24 protein-coding genes are annotated in these 23,804 nt (G+C 44.6%); 3 read left to right on the top strand and 21 right to left on the bottom strand.

What is annotated here, in order from left to right:
- Window positions 1-45 precede the first annotated feature (45 nt).
- From ACXAFM_RS18855 to trxB, 3 genes are read right to left on the bottom strand one after another with little or no spacing between them, the layout of a single operon-like run.
- The gene (locus ACXAFM_RS18855) at window positions 46-768 is read right to left on the bottom strand and encodes an arginyltransferase (protein WP_474831815.1); all 723 of its coding nucleotides are present in this window, start codon (window positions 766-768) and stop codon (window positions 46-48) included.
- Entirely contained in the window at window positions 765-1,511 is a 747-nt protein-coding gene (gene aat, locus ACXAFM_RS18850) for a leucyl/phenylalanyl-tRNA--protein transferase (protein WP_474831813.1), read from the bottom strand. The genes ACXAFM_RS18855 and aat overlap by 4 nt, the downstream gene beginning before the upstream one ends.
- A 51-nt stretch (window positions 1,512-1,562) precedes the next feature.
- The gene (gene trxB / locus ACXAFM_RS18845) at window positions 1,563-2,528 is read right to left on the bottom strand and encodes a thioredoxin-disulfide reductase (RefSeq protein WP_118495102.1); all 966 of its coding nucleotides are present in this window, start codon (window positions 2,526-2,528) and stop codon (window positions 1,563-1,565) included.
- Between the two features lie 582 nt (window positions 2,529-3,110).
- On the opposite strand from trxB, the gene yfbV reads away from it, so the two are divergent.
- Window positions 3,111-3,560, top strand: a complete 450-nt coding sequence (gene yfbV / locus ACXAFM_RS18840) for a terminus macrodomain insulation protein YfbV (protein ID WP_269916513.1) — start codon at window positions 3,111-3,113, stop codon at window positions 3,558-3,560.
- Window positions 3,561-3,682: 122 nt separating this feature from the next.
- On the opposite strand, the gene ACXAFM_RS18835 is transcribed toward yfbV, so the two are convergent.
- From ACXAFM_RS18835 to ACXAFM_RS18825, 3 genes are all read right to left on the bottom strand, one after another.
- On the bottom strand, window positions 3,683-4,135 hold the full coding sequence (locus ACXAFM_RS18835; RefSeq protein WP_474835863.1) for a SprT family zinc-dependent metalloprotease: 453 nt from the start codon (window positions 4,133-4,135) through the stop codon (window positions 3,683-3,685).
- 89 nt (window positions 4,136-4,224) lie between these two features.
- Complete coding sequence (gene sppA, locus ACXAFM_RS18830; protein WP_474831808.1) at window positions 4,225-6,090, bottom strand: signal peptide peptidase SppA; 1,866 nt, start codon at window positions 6,088-6,090, stop codon at window positions 4,225-4,227.
- 197 nt (window positions 6,091-6,287) lie between these two features.
- Window positions 6,288-6,473, bottom strand: a complete 186-nt coding sequence (locus ACXAFM_RS18825; protein WP_474835782.1) for a hypothetical protein — start codon at window positions 6,471-6,473, stop codon at window positions 6,288-6,290.
- A gap of 44 nt (window positions 6,474-6,517) precedes the next feature.
- On the opposite strand from ACXAFM_RS18825, the gene ACXAFM_RS18820 reads away from it, so the two are divergent.
- Both ACXAFM_RS18820 and ACXAFM_RS18815 read left to right on the top strand, forming a co-directional pair.
- A complete protein-coding gene (locus tag ACXAFM_RS18820) occupies window positions 6,518-7,129 on the top strand; it encodes an HvfX family Cu-binding RiPP maturation protein (protein ID WP_474831803.1) in 612 nt (203 codons plus the stop codon).
- Between the two features lie 197 nt (window positions 7,130-7,326).
- Window positions 7,327-7,878: an NAD(P)H nitroreductase gene (locus tag ACXAFM_RS18815; RefSeq protein ID WP_474831800.1), complete on the top strand. Its 552-nt coding sequence runs from the start codon at window positions 7,327-7,329 to the stop codon at window positions 7,876-7,878.
- Window positions 7,879-7,984: 106 nt separating this feature from the next.
- On the opposite strand, the gene ACXAFM_RS18810 is transcribed toward ACXAFM_RS18815, so the two are convergent.
- The 15 genes from ACXAFM_RS18810 to leuS form a co-directional block, all read right to left on the bottom strand.
- Window positions 7,985-8,824 (bottom strand): DUF2797 domain-containing protein, encoded by an 840-nt coding sequence (locus ACXAFM_RS18810; protein ID WP_474835780.1) that lies wholly within the window; start codon window positions 8,822-8,824, stop codon window positions 7,985-7,987.
- Window positions 8,825-8,914: 90 nt separating this feature from the next.
- Window positions 8,915-9,922: an asparaginase gene (ansA, locus tag ACXAFM_RS18805; protein WP_474835778.1), complete on the bottom strand. Its 1,008-nt coding sequence runs from the start codon at window positions 9,920-9,922 to the stop codon at window positions 8,915-8,917.
- A gap of 228 nt (window positions 9,923-10,150) precedes the next feature.
- Window positions 10,151-11,113 carry a lipoyl synthase gene (gene lipA / locus ACXAFM_RS18800; RefSeq protein WP_015067114.1) on the bottom strand — a complete coding sequence of 321 codons (963 nt, stop codon included), beginning with the start codon at window positions 11,111-11,113 and terminating at the stop codon, window positions 10,151-10,153.
- The gene (gene lipB / locus ACXAFM_RS18795; RefSeq protein WP_474831793.1) at window positions 11,106-11,777 is read right to left on the bottom strand and encodes a lipoyl(octanoyl) transferase LipB; all 672 of its coding nucleotides are present in this window, start codon (window positions 11,775-11,777) and stop codon (window positions 11,106-11,108) included. Before lipB ends, lipA begins: the two co-directional genes overlap by 8 nt.
- Complete coding sequence (ybeD, locus tag ACXAFM_RS18790) at window positions 11,778-12,041, bottom strand: DUF493 family protein YbeD (RefSeq protein WP_269916520.1); 264 nt, start codon at window positions 12,039-12,041, stop codon at window positions 11,778-11,780.
- A 101-nt stretch (window positions 12,042-12,142) separates the two neighbouring features.
- The gene (locus tag ACXAFM_RS18785) at window positions 12,143-13,327 is read right to left on the bottom strand and encodes a serine hydrolase (RefSeq protein ID WP_474831789.1); all 1,185 of its coding nucleotides are present in this window, start codon (window positions 13,325-13,327) and stop codon (window positions 12,143-12,145) included.
- A gap of 412 nt (window positions 13,328-13,739) precedes the next feature.
- Window positions 13,740-14,750 carry a septal ring lytic transglycosylase RlpA family protein gene (locus tag ACXAFM_RS18780; RefSeq protein WP_474831787.1) on the bottom strand — a complete coding sequence of 337 codons (1,011 nt, stop codon included), beginning with the start codon at window positions 14,748-14,750 and terminating at the stop codon, window positions 13,740-13,742.
- Window positions 14,751-14,755: 5 nt separating this feature from the next.
- Entirely contained in the window at window positions 14,756-15,871 is a 1,116-nt protein-coding gene (gene rodA / locus ACXAFM_RS18775; RefSeq protein ID WP_474831783.1) for a rod shape-determining protein RodA, read from the bottom strand.
- Window positions 15,868-17,784, bottom strand: a complete 1,917-nt coding sequence (gene mrdA / locus ACXAFM_RS18770) for a penicillin-binding protein 2 (protein ID WP_474831781.1) — start codon at window positions 17,782-17,784, stop codon at window positions 15,868-15,870. Before mrdA ends, rodA begins: the two co-directional genes overlap by 4 nt.
- A 30-nt stretch (window positions 17,785-17,814) precedes the next feature.
- Window positions 17,815-18,285: a 23S rRNA (pseudouridine(1915)-N(3))-methyltransferase RlmH gene (gene rlmH, locus ACXAFM_RS18765; RefSeq protein ID WP_474831778.1), complete on the bottom strand. Its 471-nt coding sequence runs from the start codon at window positions 18,283-18,285 to the stop codon at window positions 17,815-17,817.
- A 114-nt stretch (window positions 18,286-18,399) separates the two neighbouring features.
- Window positions 18,400-18,720 carry a ribosome silencing factor gene (rsfS, locus tag ACXAFM_RS18760; RefSeq protein ID WP_118495087.1) on the bottom strand — a complete coding sequence of 107 codons (321 nt, stop codon included), beginning with the start codon at window positions 18,718-18,720 and terminating at the stop codon, window positions 18,400-18,402.
- Window positions 18,721-18,737: 17 nt separating this feature from the next.
- Window positions 18,738-19,439 (bottom strand): nicotinate (nicotinamide) nucleotide adenylyltransferase, encoded by a 702-nt coding sequence (gene nadD, locus ACXAFM_RS18755; protein ID WP_474831775.1) that lies wholly within the window; start codon window positions 19,437-19,439, stop codon window positions 18,738-18,740.
- Between the two features lie 47 nt (window positions 19,440-19,486).
- Window positions 19,487-20,515 (bottom strand): DNA polymerase III subunit delta, encoded by a 1,029-nt coding sequence (holA, locus tag ACXAFM_RS18750; RefSeq protein ID WP_474831772.1) that lies wholly within the window; start codon window positions 20,513-20,515, stop codon window positions 19,487-19,489.
- Between the two features lie 24 nt (window positions 20,516-20,539).
- Window positions 20,540-21,067: an LPS-assembly lipoprotein LptE gene (locus ACXAFM_RS18745; RefSeq protein ID WP_474831769.1), complete on the bottom strand. Its 528-nt coding sequence runs from the start codon at window positions 21,065-21,067 to the stop codon at window positions 20,540-20,542.
- Window positions 21,068-21,078: 11 nt separating this feature from the next.
- On the bottom strand, window positions 21,079-23,682 hold the full coding sequence (gene leuS / locus ACXAFM_RS18740; protein WP_474831766.1) for a leucine--tRNA ligase: 2,604 nt from the start codon (window positions 23,680-23,682) through the stop codon (window positions 21,079-21,081).
- Between the last annotated feature and the right edge of the window lie 122 nt (window positions 23,683-23,804).

The following is a 23,804-nucleotide window of genomic DNA, read 5'->3' as shown; positions in this document are numbered from 1 at the left end:
TTTGCCGCGCAGACCTTACCCAATCTTGGGTTCGGTGTAAAGCAATTAAGTGTCTATTTTACTATTTTTGCTAAATAGATGCCATTCATTGTCACTAAACTGCTCAAAAGGCAAAAATTTATGTTTGTAAGACATTTTTTTACAGCCATCTACGTAGTACCCCAGATAGACGTATCGATGGCCTAAAACCTTAGCTTGCTCGATCTGCATCAATATCATCCAGGTTCCCAGAGAGGCTGAACTATAGTCGGGGTCAAAAAACGTGTAAAGCGCAGACAGCGCCCCCATGTGTTGGTTGGCATCGACGATATCAGTGACGGCTACAGCAATAAGCTTGTCGCCATCATAGGCCTCTAAATAATGTGTTGTCATCCACTCACACAAAACGAAATTATCAAACTGTGTTTTAGATGGCGGATACATACTGCCGTCTGCATGGCGCTCTGTAATATAGCGTTCATATAGGGGGTAGTAAGTTGATTTGGTTTTATCAACGAGTTTTACACTAAACCCGTTATTATTTTTAAGAAGCCGCTTCTGGCTGCGAGAAGGCGCGAAATCATGAACAGGTATTCGCACTGATTTACACGCTTGGCAGGCAGGGCAGTGGGGGCGATAAATTTGCTCGCCACTTCGACGAAAGCCCGCTTGTATCAGTTGTGAATATCGCCACGCCTGAAAATCGTTATTTTCGGCGTACACTAACAACTGCTCTTGCTCATCAGGCAAATAGCTACATGAAAATGATTGTGTTATACCAAACTTCACGGAGTAATCACTCTTGGCTTCCAACGATTAAGATAGTCTTCAGACAGCCTACCGTCTTCAGTTAAAGTGTGGTTGCTATTTTCCAGTTTTTCAATGAAATTTTCGCGAGGCAACACGGTAGCGCCCAGTGATGACAAGTGATCAGTAGGAAGCTGGCAATCGATAAACGCCATGTTTTGCGATTTCATATGTTCGACCAACGCCAACATGGCAAGCTTAGATGTATTGCTTTCAATATGGAACATAGACTCGCCGCAATATACTTTCCCAATTCCCACGCCATACAGCCCGCCAACTAGCGAATCTCCATTCCATACTTCTACCGAGTGGGCTAAACCCAAACCATTAAGCTGCCGATAGGCGCCAATCATGTCGTCGGTAATCCAGGTTTCGCTGTTCAATTCACCCGTATTAGGGTTCTTACGAGGTGTTGATGAACACGCTTCTATCACACGGTCGAACGCATGATTCAGGGTAACTTGATACTTCCTCTTACGAGCGAGTTTCTGAAGGCTTTTCGATGCAACAAAATTGTCGAGTTCGATAATGGCTCTTGGGTCAGGTGACCACCATAACAAAGGTTCGTCGTCGCTAAACCAAGGAAATATTCCTTGCGAATACGCTGAAAATAAACGGGCTGGGCTGAGATCACCACCAAACGCTAACAGGCCGTTAGGATCTTGCAATGCGGTATCAACAGAAGGGAAGGGAGCGCCTTCTTCTATATAGTGTAACGCTATCATAATTCAGCCAGAAAAAAGCCCCACAGGAATGTAGGGCTTGGGTATAGAGTATTAACCTTGCTCAGGCATGGTACCGTCTAGGTACTTTTCGGCGTCTAACGCAGCCATACAGCCTGTTCCGGCTGATGTAATAGCTTGACGATAAATGTGGTCGCTCACGTCACCCGCGGCAAATACACCTTCAACGCTAGTTTGAGTTGCGTTTCCGTTAGTTCCACTATTCACTACGATATAGCCATCTTTCATTTCTAGTTGGCCATCAAAGATATCAGTGTTTGGCTTGTGGCCGATAGCCACGAAAAGACCCATAACATCAATCTCTTCTGTTGCCTCACTGTTGGTATCTTTGATACGAACTTTGGTTACGCCCATCTCATCACCAAGCACTTCATCAAGGGTACGATTTAGGTGAAGGACCACGTTGCCATTCTCAGCTTTTTCGCGAAGACGCTTCTCTAGAATTTTTTCGCTTCTAAAGCTGTCTCTTCTATGAATAACGTGTACTTCTGAAGCAATGTTCGAAAGGTATAGTGCTTCTTCAACAGCCGTGTTACCACCACCGATAACCGCTACTTTTTGGTTGCGGTAGAAGAAACCGTCACAGGTTGCACAGGCAGATACACCTTTACCCATAAAGGCTTGTTCTGACTCTAGGCCTAAGTATTTAGCAGAGGCACCTGTTGCAATAATTAATGCGTCACAGGTATACGTACCGCTGTCACCGTAAAGAGTGAAAGGGCGCTTTGAAAAGTCAGTTTTGTTGATATGGTCGAAAATAATTTCGGTATCAAACTTTTCTGCATGCTTTTGCATACGAACCATTAGGTCAGGACCTGTAAGTCCTTCTGGATCGCCCGGCCAGTTTTCAACTTCAGTGGTGGTAGTAAGCTGTCCGCCTTGTTGAATACCAGTTAACAATACAGGTTCAAGGTTTGCACGTGCAGCGTAAACCGCCGCTGAATAACCCGCAGGGCCTGAACCTAAGATAAGTAGACGGACGTGTCTGCTTTCTGCCATTTTCCTCTCCAAATAATTCACCCGTTATGGGTTACTTATAAAATTCTCTTAGAAAGCTAGGTAGGGGCGAAAATTCGTAAATCAAGCTCAATACCCAGTTACTTTTATTATAGTAATCTGCCAGCGCATTATCTGCAGGTCGTGAGTTAGTTGTGTCAACAAAAGTAACAACTAAGCCATACAAGACTATGTTCAGGCTAAAGCGCTATATGATGCCTTCAAGTGCTAAAAATGTCACTTAAAGATAAGTTCAATTTATACCTTTTAATTATTACGATGCTTTTAACTTTGTAGTACCTTTAAAGCATAACCACTGAAATCAATGTGCCGAACGCATCTAAAAAGTAAGCCAGAGCGTAAATAGTCACAGTGGGTTCGCTGAAGCGCTTTACAGCGCCTTAGACAAAACTTAATTACCCAAATCGTTATCTTATTTGATAAAATGTTTTGTGTCGTAGATACCTTGTAGAAGGTGCTGCGTTTAGCGCAAAAATAACGAGTGAAAATCACGCAACTAAATTGTAATAGATAAAAAGCAGTTTACAATTTAACTATACCTATCTGAGAACGAAGAGGTGAACCATGTCTCAATCAGTAATGACAATGTTGAAAAACGGTCAGCAGTACATGAAGACATGGCCTGTGAGAAAAGAGCTTTATGCTTTTTTCCCAGAATGCAGAGTAGTAGCAGCCACCAAGTTTGCTATTAAAACTATGCCGCCGGTTGCTATGGTGTCGTGTGCGCTTTTGTACCAGAACTTAGGCACAGACTATCTTCCTCAAACTATTACAATAGGCGCTTTTTTTCTAAGCTTACCTATGCAGGGCTTACTATGGTTGGGGCATCGCTCAGACCAGTATCTTCCACCACAGCTAAAAAGCTGGTATCAGGAAATTCATTCTAAAATGCGCACGCAGGGAGTGAATATCAGTAATGCTAAGTCTAAGCCTAAATATAAGGAGCTGGCTCAGCTACTTAAAACGGCCTTTAACGATCTTGATAACGCATTTACCAAACACTGGTTTAATTAAAAGCCATCTGTTGCCTCCAAACTCTCGTAGCCTACTAATAGTAGTCTAGCTACTAGGCAAACTCTCGCCCGAGAAATGAAGTGTTTAGGCGGCTCGTAGCTCTTTACACGGCTCGTAGCTTTTTATACGGCTCGCAGCAAAGCCTGACATTTCCGACATTTGTACTGTCCGCCTTTCAAAATACTATTGTGTCTGCGTGTTGATAGTGCATAGGTGTCGCAGTCACAAACGTATTGGAAGGTTTTTGTCACCCTTTTTACATCGAACTGATGGGTGGCTGCAGGTGTACGGTTAAAAACACCATGCATAACCGATTGCCATTCTCTGCCGTGGGGCTGAACCTTTCCAAACAACGTCCATACCAGTAAATGACTAACTTCATGAGGTATCACGTCATTTATAAAGGCGTCGACATTTTCTTTGAAGAGAATAGGGTGAAAGTTCAGACGGTTTTGCTGTAAAAACGCCGTTCCCGCATTCCTACCTGAACGTCTAAAGGTAACCGTAGGGCGTTCAAACTTTCGGTTAAAGTAACGCTCTGCTTGCTCAAAACAATAAAAAACAGCGTCGGTAATTACGCGACGCTGTTCGTGGTTTAGATCATTTGAAGCGATGTTTCTGCCTCACTTTATATCTTTTCGTATTTAACTGTATTTAACGTTAACTACTCGACATCACAAGGTAAACAAAGCACGTAGGTTCCTTTAGGGTCGTTTAGCTTATTAACTAAACTAAACTCTTTAAGTACGCGCTTAAACTCGTTAACTAATGATGAGTCGGCGTGAGCAAACTGCCACTTTCCTACGAACGTCATGGCTTGACCGAAAAATTCTTTCCAAAAAATTTCCTGTGCGGTTAACGTGCGCTGTACATAGAAGGTGTCATAGTTTTCAAGTTCTGCAATCTCTGCGGCGGCTGCGACAGCGTCATCAAGTGTTCCTAACTGGTCAACTAAGCCTAGCTCAATTGCATCTTCACCAATCCAAACGCGACCTTGTGCAACGCTATCCACTTCCTCTACTGACATACCACGAGCGTTAGACACTAGCGATAAGAAGTTACCGTATGTATTTTCAACGTTACGCTGAAGAATTTGACCAAACTCTGGTGCGAGAGGGCGCACAGTAGAAAAACCAGCAAGTTCTGTTGAGCCTACACCGTCACTGTGAATACCCAAATAATCAAGTGAGTTTTCGTATGTCATAAACATACCGAACACGCCAATAGAGCCTGTAATAGTGCTTGGGCTTGCAATAATCTTGTCGGTGCTTGCTGCTATCCAATAACCACCAGATGCTGCGTAAGTGCTCATAGACGCAATAACAGGCTTACCTGCTTGTTGAAGCTGTAGAACTTCCTGGCGAATGATTTCAGAGGCAAACGCACTGCCACCGGGTGAGTCTATTTGAAGGACAACGGCTTTAACGTTGTCATCCAAACGCGCTTTTCTCAATAAACGAGCAGTACTGTCTCCGCCTATAGTGCCAGCTTTTTGATCACCATCTAAAATAGTGCCTTTAGCAACGACGATAGCCACTTTATCCATGTCTGACTCAATGACAGGCATAGGTGGGTTAACGACTTTGAGGTAAGAGTTAAATGTAGTGAGGTTTACACCGTGTTTGTTATCACCTTCACCCACTAATTCGGTTAACTCTACTCTCACTTCTTCGCGAGTTTTCAACCCATCAACCCAGTCGTTTTCAAGCGCGTACTGGGCGAAGTCACCACCGGCCGCTTCAAATTTTGCTAATAGGCCTTGAAGTGTTTCATCGAAATTTGCTTCATCAATACCGCGAGCAGCCGCAACGTCAGCTTTATATTGTGCCCAATAGCCGTCTAACCATTGCTTCTCTGCTTCTTTAGCTTCCTCAGACATATCATTTCGCATGATAGGTTCGACGGCAGATTTATACGTTCCTACACGGAAGATATGGGTAGTTACTTTTAGCTTCTCAAGCATGTCTTTAAAGTACATGCCGTAACGCCCGTAACCCTCAAACATTAATCCGCCCATTGGGTTTAGGTAGATGTTGTCTGCGTGAGCTGCTAAGTAATATTGATCTTGCGAGAAGTAATCGCCAATGGCGTAAACAGGTTTTCCTGATTCTTTAAATGCATCGATAGCGTTTGCGACAGTGCGCAGTTTATCTAAACCGCCTCCGGTTAACCCATGAAGGTCAAGCACTAGGGCTTTTATGCGTCGGTCTTTCTTGGCATTCTCTAAAACCTTCATAACATCGCGAACGAGTACTTCAGGGTTTTCGGGCTCGCTACCAAGGGATTCCTGCAAAAACTGTTCAAATGGGTCGATACTTTCCTTTTCAATAACGAGTTTACCGTTCAAGGTAAGAAACAACGCGCTATCTTTATTTACTGATAACGGCTCATCGCCCTGACCGGCAATGGCGATAATCAATCCAACAAAAATAACAATGAATATCACATTAAAGAAAAGTTTGCGGGTGAAGTTAAGCACCGTCCACAAGCCAATAAACAAGGATTTAGTCCAATTTCCTTTGGCTGCCATTTTTATCACTACCTTTTTTGAATTAACTAATCAGAGCAAGATGAAGCAGGTGTATCAAGCCCAATGTACTGCATCCTATTATGTTACCTAAATCGAGTAAGATCGCGAACTTAATTGTAATTTTTTGTAAGTACGTTTTGGCTTGAGTATATCTAGGTAGAAACTCACTTTAAAAGCTGCATGCCATCAGCTAGTGTTTATCGATGTGTTGCATCTTGGTCTAGCCACTTGCTAATTAACTTAGCTATGCGCTTGTGATCCTCTCCGCTCATTATCATAAGAAGCTTTCCGTTTCGCGCTTTGTAGTTTGTTTTTTCTTGGCCTTTTCGCATTATTCGAGAGAAGGGGGATGCCTTATTCTTGTGAGGTGAAATTTTTTTCATAAAGCGCCGTTCTTATTTTCTAAGCACACCGGATAGGTAAAACAATGATACACCTCTATCGACAATTTGTTACACGGCTTCAATTAGCCGACGGCATCCCATTACTTTTATTGCGTCTATACTTAGCCCCTGTGATGATACAGGCAGGATGGAACAAAGCATCCAGTTTCGACAGTATAGTCGATTGGTTCGGAAACGACGATTACGGCCTTGGATTACCCATGCCGCTGGTCATGGCATTTCTGGCTACAGCCGCTGAGCTAGTAGGTGGCATTTTGTTGTTGTTTGGCGCGTTAACAAGGTTGGTCAGTATACCCCTTATGATAACAATGGTCGTCGCCATGGTAAGTGTACATGCTGAAAACGGCTGGTTAGCCATAGCTGATGCATCTTCGTGGTTAGCAGACGGTACTATTTTATTAAATGAGAGCATTATGGCTGCACCGGAAAAGCTCTCGGCCGCTAAGTCGTTGCTACAAGAGCACGGTCACTATGACTGGCTAACCTCAAGCGGCAACTTTGTTGTACTTAATAACGGTATCGAGTTCGCGGCGACCTATTTTGTTATGTTGTTAGTCTTGTTCATTTATGGAGGCGGTCGTTTTTTGAGTGTGGATTACTATTTAGGAACAATATTTAGTCGCAAAATGGATTAGCTTAACGGCTATTTACCCTCAAGACATTCACATTAAAAGGCCGGAATTTTCTGGTCTTTTTTGTTTATCAGCCGTAGGATCTACCACATACTACAGGTGTGCTTTTTAACCCAGCCATACCATTTTAAATACGCGCTAGCATATGGGCCAACAACCATATGAGCCAACAACCATATGAGTGAAAAGTAGGGACGTAAATGGACGCATTAACATTATTACTCAATAGAAGTTCTCAGCCTCGATTAGAAGCACCGGCGCCAAGTGGTGATGCCTTGGAAAACATCATGCAAGCAGCCCTTCGAGCGCCAGATCACGCTTGCCTTACACCGTGGCGTTTTATTGTATGTACCGGGAAAGGGCTCGATAAGCTGGGTGCACTTTACGAACAGTCTGCAATAGAAAACGAGAAGTCGCAGAAGGAAATTGAGCGTGCAGTTCAACTCCCTAAACGCGCGCCTATGATAATTGTTGCTATTGCCAAACACAAAGAACACGAAAAAGTCCCCCGCGTTGAACAAATTGCCTCTGCTAGCTGTGGTGTTATGGCCATGCAAATGGCTGCAGTTGCACAAGGGTTTAATGGAATGTGGCGTACTGGTGGCTATGCGCACTGTGAAACAGTGAGAAACGGGCTGGGTTTGAGCGAAGACGATGAACTAGTGGGGTTCTTATATCTCGGAACGCCGGCGTTTGAACCCGCACCTAAGCCGCAAAGAAATAGTGAAGACTACTTTGAATATTGGCAGTAAGTGTTAGTTTTCTCGTTAAGTCATCACAATAAACGACATTCATAGCGAACTGTTTTCAATACAGGTCTGTTGTTGCTAATCCCAAACAACAGACCTGGCAGACGTTTTAAAACGATAGATCTACCTTGTAGCCCGCGAACTTTCTTATATTGATAACGCGGTCACCGTCTAGCATCCAATACTGACCTTTAACCCCCTGCAACACGCCGCTAAACGACGGGTCTTTATCAAGATTCAAAGATTTTATCTTTATTGGGTATTCTTCAACAGGATAGTGAATATCGTGTATCGGCGTAGACACTTCTGAAACGGCTTGAAGCCCTTTCTCTTGTTTTAGCGCCTCTAAATCATTTTCAATTTTGCTCATCAGTTCTGATTTAACCTGCTCTAAGTCGACCTCATCGGGCTTTCCTTTAAGCATAGTGCGCCAATTGGTTTTGTCGGCAATATGGTCTTTGCATAAGGTTTCAACTAAACCGCTGGTAAGCCTGTCAGGCACGCGCAACATAACAGTAGCCTGGGTTGCACCTTGGTCCATCCAGCGTGTAGATACGCCGTCTGTGACTTGACGGGTAATACCTACTTTTACGGTGCCCGTATTTGCTAAATAAACAAAGTGTTCACTAAAGCAATGTTCTTCGCCCCATTGAGGCTCTCTACACGTACCTTCGTGGTAGTGGCACTTTTCTGGTTTAATAATACAACTGTCGCATTGAGCAAGTGAAATTAGGCAGGGGTAGCAATACCCCTGGTTAAAACTCTTCTTAGTTTTACGATTACAATGAACACAATTAATCTCACCCGAAAAAGTAACGGACACCTCTTTACCGATAAGTTCGTTGATATCCAGTAATGCATCGCCAATGGGCAGTGTATAGTTAACTTTGTTATTTTCGTCAGCAGAGGTACGCATCTTTTTCAGCATACCTGAATAGTTTGTTGTCACTTTTTAAACCTTTAATCTTTGAAATCTTTCTTACTTGGCACTATTGCTACGTTTTAAATAAAGCCTTCAGCATTAATCTTTTATGGAAGCTTAGTCGCTTAATTCGCCACGCAGATTTTGCGTTAGCAACTTACAGACATCTTCAAAAGGAAGCCCTTTACTTAATAAATAGTGCAGTTTGGCAAGAGCGGCTTCAGGGGTCATATCGCTACCTGACAAGACGCCCACTTCCTGCAAACCGTGTCCTGTAGCATAACCCCCCATATTCACGCGACCACGCATACATTGGGTGCAATTTAAAACAGGTATCTCACGGGATTTAGCGTATTTTAGCTGCGCAATAAGCTCTGGGTTCTGGGGGGCATTCCCTACGCCATAGCTAAGTAAGATTAGCGCATTTACAGGCTGTTGCAGGGTGTTTTTAATTACCTCTGGTGCAATGCCCGGGTATAAACTCACCATGCCGATAGGCTGTGCCGACACATTAGATACGGTTAAGTTGTTTGTGGGCGCTTTTGCGAGTTCTCCTGCTTTAACGCGAATATTAATGCCAGCCTCTAATAGAGGAGGGAAGTTAGGCGAGTCGAATGCGCTAAATCCGTCTGCATCCACTTTACGGCTTCGGTTACCACGTAAAAGTCGGTTATTAAAGAAAAGCCCGACCTCAGCGATAGGAAAATTCGCGGCTACAAATAACGCATTGAGTAGGTTAACTTGGCCGTCTGAACGAAGTTCAGCTAAAGGGATTTGTGACCCAGTTACTATTACTGGCTTAGACAAGTCCTCTAGCATGAAACTTAACGCTGAGGCGGTGTAAGCCATTGTGTCAGTGCCATGCAATATAATGAAGCCGTCATACTTGTCATAGTTATCGGCGATATCATCGGCAATACGCTGCCAATCCGTAGGATCCATATCTGAAGAATCAATAAGGTTATCGTATTCATGGAGCGTAAAAAGGGGCATTTCAGAGCGATGAAACTCTGGCATATTTTTAAGCGTGTCCGATAAGAAGCCGGCGGCTGGGACGTAGCCCTGTTTAGATGGCTTCATACCAATTGTTCCGCCTGTATAGGCGATATAAATATGTTTGCGCATGAAAATGCTCTTACCCTTCAAAGCCCTTAAAAAAGGGACTGCGTATTTTGAGGGCATTCTAACAAGACCTACGGGTTTGTCACCCAGAAATAGGGGCATAAAAAAAGCGGTGAAGACCACCGCTTTATGTCGCATTTTTTAGTTTGCCTTTTTTCGTTACGAAGTAACGTAAATGAGCTAGTTATGAATTAGCCACAACTGTTTAACTAAGTCTTATTTAACTTAATTTTACTTAACTTCTTTGCCCGCTGCTTGTTGGTCGGCGTGGTAGCTAGAGCGAACCATAGGGCCACATGCTGCGTGGGTGAAGCCAATCTCTTTAGCATAGTCACCTAAAGCATCGAACTCTTTCGGGTGAACATAACGTTTAACCGGGTAGTGGTGACGGCTTGGCTGAAGGTATTGACCTAAAGTAAGCATATCTACATCGTGAGCACGTAAATCGTCAAGTACGCCTTGGATCTCTTCGTTTTCTTCACCCATACCCATCATCAGACCTGACTTTGTCATAACGTCTGGATGTTGTGCTTTAAATTTCTTCAGCAAATCTAACGACCACTGATAGTTTGCACCTGGGCGGCACTCGCGGTACAAGCGTGGAATGGTTTCAAGGTTGTGGTTGAATACGTCCGGTACGCCATTTTTGAAAATCTCAAGCGCGCGATCCATACGTCCACGGAAATCGGGTACTAGTACTTCGATTGTTGTCGTTGGACTGTGTTCGCGAATGGCGTTAATACAATCTACGAAGTGCTGAGCTCCGCCATCGCGAAGGTCATCGCGGTCTACAGAAGTAATAACCACATAACGCAGGTTCATTTCTGCGATAGTTTTAGCTAGCTTTTCAGGTTCTTCTGCACTTGGAGGAAGAGGTTTACCATGAGCTACATCACAGAAAGGGCAGCGACGGGTGCAAATGTCACCCAAAATCATAAAGGTGGCAGTACCGTGATTAAAACATTCCGCTAGGTTAGGGCAGCTTGCTTCTTCACACACAGAGTGAAGATTGTTTTTGCGCAGCGTTTTCTTGATGTGGTCAATTTTCTCGGTAGTACGAGGAAGTTTGATTTTGATCCACTCAGGCTTACGCAGCATTTCTTCCTTTTCTGTAGGAATAATGGTGACGGGTATGTGTTTTACTTTTTCATCATCGCGAAGTTTTACCCCCGCTTGAGGTCGTGCGTTACTCATCAAAACCTTCTTTATATGTTGGCTGTGTAAGGGAAAGCGCTTCTAGCAACAGGTGCGTTAATTCCTTACCAGCGGTTTCAAGTGTCGTTGGACCATTAAGGCGCGCGGTATCGATCATTTCCATACCGGCGTAACCACATGGGTTGATACGCTGAAACGGTGATAGGTCCATATTAACATTTAAAGCCAAGCCGTGAAACGAGCAGCCATTACGTATTCTTAAACCTAGCGAACAGACTTTCTTCTCGTCGACGTATACCCCAGGCGCGTCGGGCTTTGGATAGGCCTTGACGTCATACTTGGCAAGTAGTCCGACCACTGCTTCTTCCATTGCAGTGACCAAATGACGTACGCCTAGCTTGCGGCGCTTTATGTTAAGCATCAAATAAATGACTTGCTGGCCTGGGCCATGGTAGGTAACTTGACCGCCACGGTCGACCTGAACCACGGGTATATCGCCAGGCATCAGTATGTGTTCGGCTTTACCCGCTTGCCCTTGAGTAAATACCGCATCGTGTTCCACAAGCCATATTTCATCTGGCGTATTCTGGTCGCGCTCATCGGTAAAGCGTTTCATCGCTTCAAAGATTGGCGCGTAAGGCTGACGACCTAGTTGACGTACAATAACGCCATCTACGGTAGCCGATGTCGACTGCTCATTCACTTAAAGTACAACCCTTACAAGCTCTAGCTTAGCTAATTCAGTGTAAATGGTTTCCATATGCTCTTTACTGGTAACGCGCACACTAACAGACACCGAGTGGTAAGTACCTTTACTACTTGGTTTCACCGTAGGTGAATAGTCGCCAGGTGCATGCTGTTGAAGACATCCTACTACCTGTTCTGGTAGGTCTTCGTGGGCGACGCCCATTACTTTAAAGGTTTGGTTTGTTGGAAAATCTAGTAGTTCGTCGAAACGGGTATCCATGCGATATCCTTGGTACTTAAAATATCATATAAAAAAACGGCCAGATTGTAACAAATCTGGCCGCTTCACAACTAGCTTTTTAACGTTTTCAGTATAGTAACTTACTCGTCGTCAAAACCTAGCTGAAGCATAATGTAGTCTTTAGCGCGGTTAAAGAAGCTGCCTTCTTTTACTTCTTGAAGTGTTACCAAAGGGTAACTCGCTACATCTTCACCATCTAGCTGTAGGTAAAGTTTCCCAACAACTTGGCCTTTTGCAAGAGGCGCTTCTAGCTTGTCGTCAAGCTCAAAGTTAGCTTCTAAGTTTGCCGCCTGACCGCGCGGAATAGTAATGGGGGTAGATTGGTTAATTCCAAGGTCTACGGTTTCTCTATCACCCATGTAGATACGATGCGCTACAAAACTATGGCCAGCTTCATATGGCGTAAGTGTTTCGTAAAAACGGAAGCCGTATTTAAGCAGCTTCTTGTTTTCAACTTTACGCGCGCGTTCGCTGTCTGTACCCATAACTACTGAGATTAGGCGCATTCCGCCTTGTTCCGCCGATGTGATTAGGCTGTAACCCGCGTCTGACGTGTGGCCAGTTTTGATACCGTCAACGTTTAAGCTTTTATCCCACAGTAGGCTGTTGCGGTTGTATTGCTTAATACCGTTATAGGTAAATTCTTTTTCGCTGTAAATTTTGTACATTTCTGGTGTCTCAGCAATTAGCGCGCGAGACAAAACAGCCATGTCACGTGGTGTAGTGTAGTGGTCGGGGTCGTGCAAGCCGTGTGCGTTTACCCAGTGAGAACTTGTCATACCAAGTGATGCTGAGTGAGCGTTCATCATGCTAGCAAACGCAGATTCAGAGCCTGCAACGTGTTCGGCCATTGCAACACAGGCATCGTTTCCTGACTGTACAACGATACCGCGCAGCAAGTCGCGTACAGAAACTTGTGTACCTACTTCGATGAACATTTTTGAAGAATCTGGGAATTTCTTCGCCCATGCATTCTCAGAAATGGTGACTTCATCGTCAAGACTAATGTTGCCTGCTTGAAGTTCTTTACCAATAACATAAATAGTCATGATTTTGGTTAAACTTGCTGGTGCAAGCTGCATGTCTGCGTTTTTTGATGCAATAACATTACCGGTTTCATAGTCGGTAAGTAAAAAACCTTCTGCAGCTACAGTTGGGGCAGGCGGTGTGACTACTGCTGCGTTTGCTGTATGCAGTAATGTCCCCATCACCAAAAAGGCAAATGAAAGTAATGACGGTTTAGCGCGTTGAATTATTCTGAGCATGGTTCTAATTTCTTTGACCGTTTGTCCGTGTGAGTTAAAGCTTACCTTGTTGATGCGATGACCGCGAAGCGAAGACCGCAAAACAGGGCTACCCAATTTTAGCTTTTATCCAGTTCGTAACCGAACCCTAATTATTCACCCACTTATTTGTGGGGGCAAACAGAGATCTTAACGAAAGGCTGCTTATAAGACTAGGTTTTATCAAAAAAGTTTACGTGATAGTAGGGATAAGGCGAAGAAACCGTGATATTGCCTGTTGAATGACACAAAGCTGCCATATTGTTGTTGATTTTATAAACGGGCATACATTGGCGAGATAACAAGTTCTTATTTATTTTTGGGTGTTGGCAACCTTTAGTGGGTATGAACAACACTGTACAAGAAGACTGGCTACTGATAACCCGTTTACAGTTTATAGCGTTTGTGTAATTGCGTAAGCGTTAGGGTAACCGTTTTGCTTTAACTGCTCGAGCACCTCTGCCACGACAGCTTCGTCGTGAATAGGCCCAAGCTGGAGCTTGTAAATGTTATCAGCCACCGGCAAATGAGCAGGGATTTGGTACAAGGCCGACAGTACGTTGGAAATGGATTTTGCCTTTTCAGCATTTGAGAGCGCGGCAACTTGTATGTAAACAGCTTCGGCCACTGTATTGCTGCTTGGTATACTTGCTTTTTTATCAGATGACGCTGGGGCAAGCGGTGGTGTAGGCAACGTACTGGCTACCTCTGAAGGAGGAGTTACAGCTATGCCTAAGTACTCATCGTAGGTAACCGTTGGGTTATTGCCTACCGTGACATTGTTTTGTTCATCAAAATGGATAACTTCCAATTTAACTTTTGCCGTACCTTTACTGTGATAGCCAAGCTTCACTGCGGCGGCGTAAGATAAGTCTATGATCCTGTTATCGTGAAACGGACCGCGGTCGTTAACGCGAACTATGGCTTGCTTGTTGTTTTCCAAATTAGTTACGCGTACATAAGAGGGAAGCGGCAGTGTTTTATGAGCTGCGCTCATAGCAAACATGTTATAGGTTTCACCGTTTGAGGTTAAATGACCATGAAACTTTTGACCGTACCAACTCGCATAGCCCACCTCTTCATAGCCTTTACCATTATTCATTGGCGTATAGTGTTTACCAAGTACCTTGTAGGGCCTGCTATTGAACATGCGATAGGCTTCGTACTTTGGTACCGCGTCTAATGTCTCAGGCTTTTTTGCAACGTATTTTGGTGCAGAGTCTTGCTTTTGAGTGTAGCGGCTAGATTGTGAAGGCGCGCTTTGACACCCCACTAATACAATGGCGGTAAGTACAGCCGCGCCGCAACGCATAAAGTGTTGACGCACGAAATCTGCGTTTCGTAAGTTTGCTTGAAATGCGCTTACATTAACTAAATCAAGTACCGAAAAAAGGCGCTGTAACATACAAGTTATCTAGACATTAAACGTTTTTGAGTAGCAATGGCCATAAGAATGCCAAAACCTGCCATCAAAGTCACCATAGATGTTCCACCAAAACTCACCAAGGGGAGGGGCACGCCTACCACAGGGAGTAATCCGGAAACCATGCCCATGTTTACAAACACGTAAACGAAAAAGGTAAGGGTGATACTACCGCCGAGTAGTTTCGAATAAGCATCTTGAGCGCGACTGGAGATGATCAGACCGCGCATAATAATAAAAATGTAAATTGCCATTAAGCACATGACACCGGTAAGACCAAATTCTTCGCTAAATACAGAAAAAATAAAGTCGGTATGGCGTTCTGGCAAAAACTCTAGTTGCGATTGGGTGCCCTGCAGCCAGCCTTTTCCATCAACGCCGCCTGAACCAATGGCAATTTTAGATTGAATAATGTGGTAGCCAGAGCCGAGAGGGTCGCTTTCTGGGTTCAAAAAGGTGAGAACCCGTTGCTTTTGATAGTCTTTCATTAAGAAAAACCACATAACAGGCGCAAATGCACCGATAAGCCCGCCGACTATTGATATAAGACGCCAACTCATACCTGCTAGAAATATGGCAAAGATGCCTGAACTCGCAATTAGCAGTGAAGTTCCTAAATCGGGTTGCTTAGCAATTAGGATGGTGGGCACAACCACTAGGCCAAAACCAACAATGATATGTGTGGTGCGAGGCGGCATAGTAAATTTACTAATATACCACGCCACCATCATAGGTACGGCAAGCTTCATTAATTCAGAGGGCTGAAAACGAATAAAGCCTAAATCGAGCCAGCGCTGTGCACCTTTACCCATGTCGCCAAACAGCAATACGGCTATAAGCATTAATAAACCAGCAGCATAGGCATAGGTTGAGAAAAACCTAAACACGCCTAAAGGGGCTTGGGCTAGGCCGAACATGACGATAAAACTAAAACCCAGTCTGATAAACTGACGCTCCATTTGCTCCATATCTTGTCCAGATGCAGAATAGAGTGTAAATAATCCAACGCAGCTTAACACTAGTAGACCAACGAGCAGCCAGCCATCAATATGAATGCGCTGAAGAAAACTTATTTTATTAGGGTTAATGGTGGTTCGTTTCACTGGTTTGTCCCTAATTTTTTGTCACTGTTTGCCGAGTCAGCTTTTACAGTTTCAAAGACACGATCTCTGAAATAGAAATCCATGATTTGACGTGCGACAGGCGCTGCGTTCTTACTACCACCACCTACGTTTTCAAGTACCACGGTAACCGATATCTCTGGGTCGTCGAAAGGCGCGAATCCTACATACATGGCGTTGTCGCGAAGACGCTCATCTATCTTACTGGCGTCGTACTCTTCACTTTGCCCAACAGTAAATAGTTGTGCTGTTCCTGTTTTACCCGCAGAATCGTATGGCGTATCGGCAAATGCGTGACGCGCTCCGCCCTCTTCGCCGCTTACCACATCACGCATGGCGTTTAACACTACATCCAAATTGTCGCGGTTTTTAATTTCTATAGGCCGAAGCGACTTAAGCGGGATCAAGTCGACAGTGCTATCGGTATTCATATAGCCGCGAATAATTTGAGGAATATAGCGTTCCCCAGCGTTGATAAGCGTGTTGACAGAAGTATTCAACTGTACAGGTGTGGTGGTCCAGTAACTTTGGCCTATACCAACGGGTATAGTGTCGCCAATGTACCAGGGTTGATTAAACCGAGCGCGTTTCCAGCCGCGGCTTGGCATATTCGCGTCTGATTCTTCATAAAGATCGATACCGGTAAAATCGCCAAAGCCGAATTCATACATAGACTCACTAATTTTATCGATCCCTAATTTATAAGCCAATTCGTAATAGTAGGTGTCACAAGATACTTCTATGGCTTTTGATACATCTACTTTGCCGTGACCCCATCGACGCCAATCACGCCACACATGAGACACATTTGGTAATTTATAGCGCCCTGTGTCGTCTATAGTGTAGTCTTTCGTTATAACGCCTTCTTCAAGACCAACCAAACCTAAATGGGGTTTAACGGTAGAGGCAGGGGGATACTGACCTTGAGTAGCACGGTTAATGAGTGGCCTGTCGGCTGAATTTAACAGCGCTGAATAATTTTTACTGCTGATACCGTGCACAAATAAATTGGGGTCGTAACTAGGGTTAGAGTAAAGTGCCAGTACGCCACCTGTTTTAACATCGGTAACCACTACAGCGCCGCGCATGCCTTCTATTATTCGCTGGGCTTCTAACTGAAGCTCTAAATCCAGGTTAAGTACGATGTCTTTGCCCGGTGTTGGTGGCTCAACACTGAGTACACGAATAATTCGGCCTTGGTTGTTTACTTCGACCTGCTGATAACCCACTTTTCCATGAAGCAGCTCTTCGTGGTATTTCTCAATACCTAATTTGCCAATGTCATGAGTTGCCGCGTAATTATCTTCTTGTCCCGCTTCAACAAGCTTTTGCAAGTCGCGTTTATTAATACGTGCCACATAACCGAGGGCGTGAGTGAGGGTTTCTTTGTACGGATAATGTCTAGCTAGACGGGCTTCAATTTGCACGCCGGGAAATTTATGTTTGCTGGCAGAAAAAAGCGCGACTTCCTCTTCGCTTAATTGTGTGCGAAGGGCTACGGGTTTAAATCTTCGCGTTCCTTTAAGCGTGGACTGGAAGCGCTCTAACTCATCACTTGTGATGTCCATTAATTCAGTTAAATCGGCAAGGGTTTGGTCAATATCATCGACCTGTTCGGGAATGACTTCTAGGCTAAAAACTGGGCGGTTTTCAGCTAAAAGTACGCCATTGCGGTCGTAAATAAGTCCACGGTTGGGCGCTACGGGTAAAACTTTTATTCGATTACCATTAGAGCGGGTTTGGTAAGCTTCGAATTGGGTAACCTGCAAAGAATAAAGGTTGTTAAGTACAATGCCCAACATGGCCACAACAATAATAAAAGCAATGGTCGCTCGGCGCGCGAACAAGTTCGCTTCTGCGGAGTGGTCCCGTATTGCTTGACGTTTTCGTTGCATTGACTTCCTTTGCATTAATTAAGCGACCAATTACTCACGGTGATATGGATGATTTTGCGTCACCGACCATGCGCGATATAGGCTTTCTGTAAGAATGATCCTAACAAGAGGATGGGGAAGAGTAAGGGCTGATAAGGACCACTTTTGTTCAGAAGCAGCAATGCACTCAGGCGCCAATCCTTCAGGCCCGCCGATAAGAAGGCTTACATCGCGCCCATCCATTTTCCAATTGTCGAGTTGTTTAGCCAGTGTAGGGGTGTCCCAAGGCTTACCCGTTACTTCTAACGTAACTATGCGGTTTCCCTTGGGAATAGCGGCTAGCATTTGCTCGCCTTCTTTCTCTAAAATGCGCTTTATATCGGCGTTCTTACCCCGTTTACCTGCGGGAATTTCAGTAAATGACACCGGCATATCGCTGGGGAATCGACGAATAAATTCTTCAACGCCTGTGTTAACCCAGCCTGGCATCTTTGTTCCGACCGCCACAATTTGTATACGCACTTAATATACCCTTACCGCAGGAATTAGTTTTTCTTTTATACAATAAAGGCCATACGCTTAAAAGGTATGGCCTTTATCGACCGTGTAGCTATGTATTTTTAGCTGACGTTTAAATTATTGCGCCCACAGTTTTTCTAACTGATAAAAATCACGGGTTTCATCCTGCATTACGTGCAAAATCACATCACCAAAATCCACAAGAACCCATTCACCTGTTTCTTTACCTTCTACACTCCCAGGAGCATGGCCGGCATTTTTTGCTTCAACCATTACGTTTTCAGCAATAGAAGATACGTGGCGTTTAGAGTTACCCGAACAAATGATCATGGTATCTGTAATTGTTGATTTGCCGCGAACGTCTAGTTCGATAACATCACGGCCTTTCATGTCGTCAATTTTATCTTTAACAAACTGTTTGAGCTGTTGACTCTCCAAGAGCTTTCCTCACTTACTTAACTTTTATATAACTGATGTTCGTTTATGTAGGCTAATACGCTTTCTTCTAGCCAAGACTCGGCAGAAGCAGCCTTTAAAGCGTTTGGCGCATTCGCTTCGTCAGACGTGGCAGCATCTGCTAATACGTCACGAATTTCAGTAGATGAAACACTATACAGTGGTGTGTTGGTCAACACTACATGGCCTGAAGACCTCGTGTGAATAACACTTTTATCGTTAGTCACATGACGATCTAACCAAGCTTGTATCGCAGGGGGAGGCGAAAATTCTTCGTCGTCTCTGCGCATAACCACTAAGTGACAGTAATCGAGCAGGTCTTCCCACTCGTACCATTTATCCAGATTATACAGTGAATCTGCGCCGATGAAAAAACAGATTGTATCATTGCTTTTTTCTTTCAACGCTCGCAGTGTTTTTACCGTATAAGAGGGTGACGGAAGCGTCAGTTCAATTAACTCTGGAATAAGTCTGTCATTGTTTTGGGCACAAAGTTCAATCATTCTTACCCGGTGGGTTTCTGAAACGCCTACCGACTTATGGGGGGCTAATTTGCACGGCATTAGATAAACATGTTCAATACCCACTTCATCAGCGGCTTTCAGTGCAGCACCAATATGACCTTTATGTGGTGGGTTAAAAGTACCGCCTAGGATAGCTTTTACATGCGGGTTTGATTGAGAAGAGCGTGATTGACTCACTTGTTTATTTACCTTGTCCTTACCTTATCCATAACCTATTAGGGCTTTTACGCTTGTAACAGCGGGATTTCGCGAAGATCTATGCCCATGAACATCATGCAAAGGTGACACATTTCAACATAGGGCCGGGCAATGACATTTTGTTTAAATGCATGGTCAGCTCGTGTAAGTGCTTTTTGTATATCTTCAAGCTGTGCAAGGCTCAAACGATTCAATGCACTTTGATAAAAGCCTTGCCTATTGCGCCATATACCAAACTTTTGCCACTGTATAGGCGTGCCGCTTTGCTGAGCTAGTTTTAGCTTCCATAGCTGCTCCCATTCACGCACAAGCGCCCAGATAATAATGTTTGGCTCTAGACCTTCGCTTTCTAATCGATAGAGCATTTTGATACAGCGAGTACTGTCACCGCTAAGCATTACGTCAACCAGTTGGAACACGTTAAAACGTGATTGGTCCACCATCGCCTGCTCAATTTGCTCATCTGAGATAGACTGTTGCGGATAGAGCAGAGCGAGTTTGTCAATCTCTTGCTTGGCGGCCAGCATGTTGCCTTCACAAAAATCGGCAATCATTTTGGCGCCTGTCGCGGTCACGGAAAGCTGATGGGCTTTAAGCTGTTGATTCAACCATACGTTTAGCTGCTTGCCTTCCAGTGGATAGCAAAGTACCGATACCCCCAGTTCATCGAGAACCTTAAACCATTTGCCGCGCTGTACGTCTTTGCCTATTTTGGGGCCGTGAACAAGCAACAGAATATCGGGGTTTAAAGACGCCGCCACTTCTTGCAGCATTTTGCTGCCTTCAGTGCCTGGTTTCCCAGTGGGTAGCTCTAATTCAATAAACTGCTGGCTAGAAAAAAGCGACATACTTTGCGTAGCTTCAATTAACTGGTTCCAGTTAAAGCCTGTTTCAGCAACAAGTACAGTGCGTTCTTCAAAACCATTGGCCTTTGCTTTAGTGCGAATTTGTTCAATAACATCAAATTTTTGCTGAGGCTCGTCTCCAAATACCAAATAGCATGGACGTAATGCCTTTGAAATATCTTGGCTAAATTGGTTTGGATAAATTTGCATGAAGAATTCTGATGTCTATTTGTTTTATAGTGACGATACGTTTGGCGCAGCCGCTGCCTGACTAGAAAGGCGCCTAATCATAATATCTGCCGCCTCGTTGCGCATTTCGCTTAACATTAGTTCAAGTTCACGAGACTTTGCCAACACCTGATCTGGGTCGTCTTGATAGTCACGTACCACTTCAAATTGGGCCATTACCGCTTCTTTACCGGGGAATTGAACACGATAACGAACCACGTAAATAAGCTCGTACTCGGCAACTTGCCCTGACGGATAAACAGACAGCAACTGGCGCTCTAATTTCTCTGGTAGCAAGTAAATGTTTACCTGTTGATTAGAGCGGGTTGTTTCATCCACGTTAACACTAGATAAACCATAAACGTTAAGGCGTTTATCGAGCGCACGCGCAAGGGGCGCGTGTGCTCGAGCACTTTCAATGGCAACCGTGTTAATGTCGTCGGGAAGGCTAGGGCTACTTCGCAAATGAAAACCACAGCCTGTAACCCAAACGGTAGCTAACACAGCGACAGCAAATTGTAAGTGCTTTTTCATCACCATCTGACCTAGTTAGCTACAATGTTTACAAGCTTGCCAGGAACAACAATCACTTTGCGAATGGTTTTACCTTCGATAAATTGCTGAACGTTAGGCTGCTCTTTCGCAGATGCTTCAATTGTCTCTTTACTTGCATCAGCAGCAATGGTCATTTTCGCGCGAACCTTACCGTTAACCTGAACAATAATAAGTTTCTCGTCTTCAACCAATGCCGCTTTATCTGCCTGTGGCCATGGCGCTGAATCGATATCTTCACTGTGACCTAGTACTTTCCAAAGCTCGTGAGCGATGTGCGGGGTAATAGGGTTAAGTAGCAACAAGATTGACTCACAAGCTTCGCGCATAATGGCGATGTCCTGAGCGTTTTCTTGTGGCGCTTTTTGAAGATGATTCAGTAGCTCCATTACTGCAGCAACCGCAGTATTGAAAGTTTGGCGACGACCTAAGTCATCAGACACTTTCTCAATCGTTTTGTGTACTTCACGGCGAAGTGCCTGCTGGTCTTTCGACAGTGACTTAACGTCAATAGCTTCTGCCGTGCCTTTTTCCACGTGCTCGGTAACAAGCTTCCAAATACGACGTAGGAAGCGGTTTGCACCTTCAACGCCAGAATCAACCCACTCTAGTGTTTGCTCTGGTGGCGCTGCAAACATAGTGAATAGACGGACTGTATCGGCACCGTATAGGTCGATAACTTCTTGTGGGTCGATACCGTTATTCTTCGACTTAGACATTTTGGTCATGCCGCCGTGAATAACTTCTTCTCCGTCATCGGTTAGCCACGCTTTAACAATGCGGCCTTTGTCATCTTTCTCTGTGCTTACTTCAGTAGGCGAGAACCAAGTTTTCTTACCAGACGCGTCTTCACGGTAGTAAGAGTCGGCTAATACCATGCCCTGACACAGCAAACGCTTAAATGGCTCGTCAGAGTTCACCAAGCCTTCGTCGCGTAGCAATTTGTGGAAGAAGCGCGAATAAAGCAAGTGCAAAATGGCGTGCTCGATACCACCAATATATTGATCTACCGGTAGCCAGTAGTTGGCTGAAGTCGGGTCAAGCATGGCATCGTTATTGGTAGCACTTGCGTAACGTGCGTAATACCAAGATGACTCCATAAAGGTATCAAAGGTGTCAGTTTCACGTAACGCGGCTTCACCATTGTATGTAGTCTTGGCCCACTCAGGGTCAGCTTTAATTGGCGAGGTTACGCCATTCATTTCTACGTCTTCTGGTAGCACAACCGGCAGTTGGTCAGCAGGAACCGGAACCGATTCACCGTTTTCCAAATTAAGCATTGGAATAGGTGCGCCCCAGTAACGCTGTCGGCTTACGCCCCAATCACGTAAACGGTAGTTTACTTTGCGCTTACCACAGCCTTTGTTTTCAAGCTCATCAGCGATACCGTTAAATGCCGCATCGAACTCAAGCCCGTCAAATTTTTCCGAATTAATTAAGCTACCTTTTTCGGTAAACGCAGAAGCTGAAAGGTCGCATTTATCTTCATCATCTGCATTTGGTGCGATAACTTGCTTAATAGGCAAATCGTACTTTGTGGCAAACTCCCAGTCGCGTTGGTCGTGACCTGGTACAGCCATAACTGCTCCTGAACCGTAGTCCATCAACACGAAGTTAGCGACCCAAATTGGAAGCTTTTCACCGGTTAGTGGGTGAATAACCTCAAAACCAGTAGCAAAGCCTTTTTTCTCCATCGTCGCTAATTCAGCTTCTGCAACTTTGGTGTTCTTACACTCTTCAATAAAGGCCGCTAAGTCTGGATTCGACTGCGCGGCAAACTCAGCTAATGGGTGCTGCGCCGCTACTGCTACATAAGTTACGCCGTAGAAGGTATCCGGACGTGTGGTATATACCGTTAAATCGGCAATGTCGTTAACCGCTGACGCTAAATCGAAGGTAATTTCGACGCCTTCAGAGCGGCCAATCCAGTTTGCCTGCATTGCGCGTACTTGGTCTGGCCATTCTTCAAGCTGCTCTAAGTCTTGTAAAAGCTCTTCCGCGTAGTCAGTAATTTTAATAAACCACTGAGGGATCTCTTTTTGCTCAACCAGCGCACCAGAGCGCCATCCGCGACCGTCGATTACCTGCTCGTTGGCCAAAACAGTCTGGTCTACAGGGTCCCAGTTCACAGTAGAGTTCTTCTTGTAAACAAGGCCTTTTTCGTAAAGACGTGTGAAGAACCACTGTTCCCAGCGGTAGTAATCTGATTTACATGTGGTTACTTCGCGATCCCAGTCGTAGCCAAAACCTAGCGAGCGAAGCTGGTTTTTCATGTAATCGATGTTGGAGTATGTCCATTTCGCCGGTGCAGTGTTGTTGTTAATCGCTGCATTTTCTGCCGGTAGACCGAAAGCATCCCAACCCATAGGCTGCAATACATTTTTACCCTGCATGCGCTGGAAACGGCTGATCACGTCACCAATGGTGTAGTTGCGCACGTGGCCCATGTGAAGTCGGCCACTAGGATATGGGAACATAGACAGGCAGTAGAACTTTTCTTTATCTACATCGTCGTTTGCTTTAAAAGATTGGTTATCTTCCCAGTATTGCTGAACACGCTGTTCAATGTCTTTCGGATTGTACTGATTATCGGCCATGAAACTTAGGCTTCCGCATTAAAAAGTTAAAACGTTTATGGGGCGGCACAAGGCGAACGATTTGCAAAAGAATTTGTAACCTCTCCTGCATTCTTGCCATTTAACCGCACGTGGGATTTTCC

The organism is Alteromonas sp. ABD4_190 (assembly GCF_056160105.1).
This window is presented reverse-complemented; position numbering and strand designations above follow the sequence as displayed.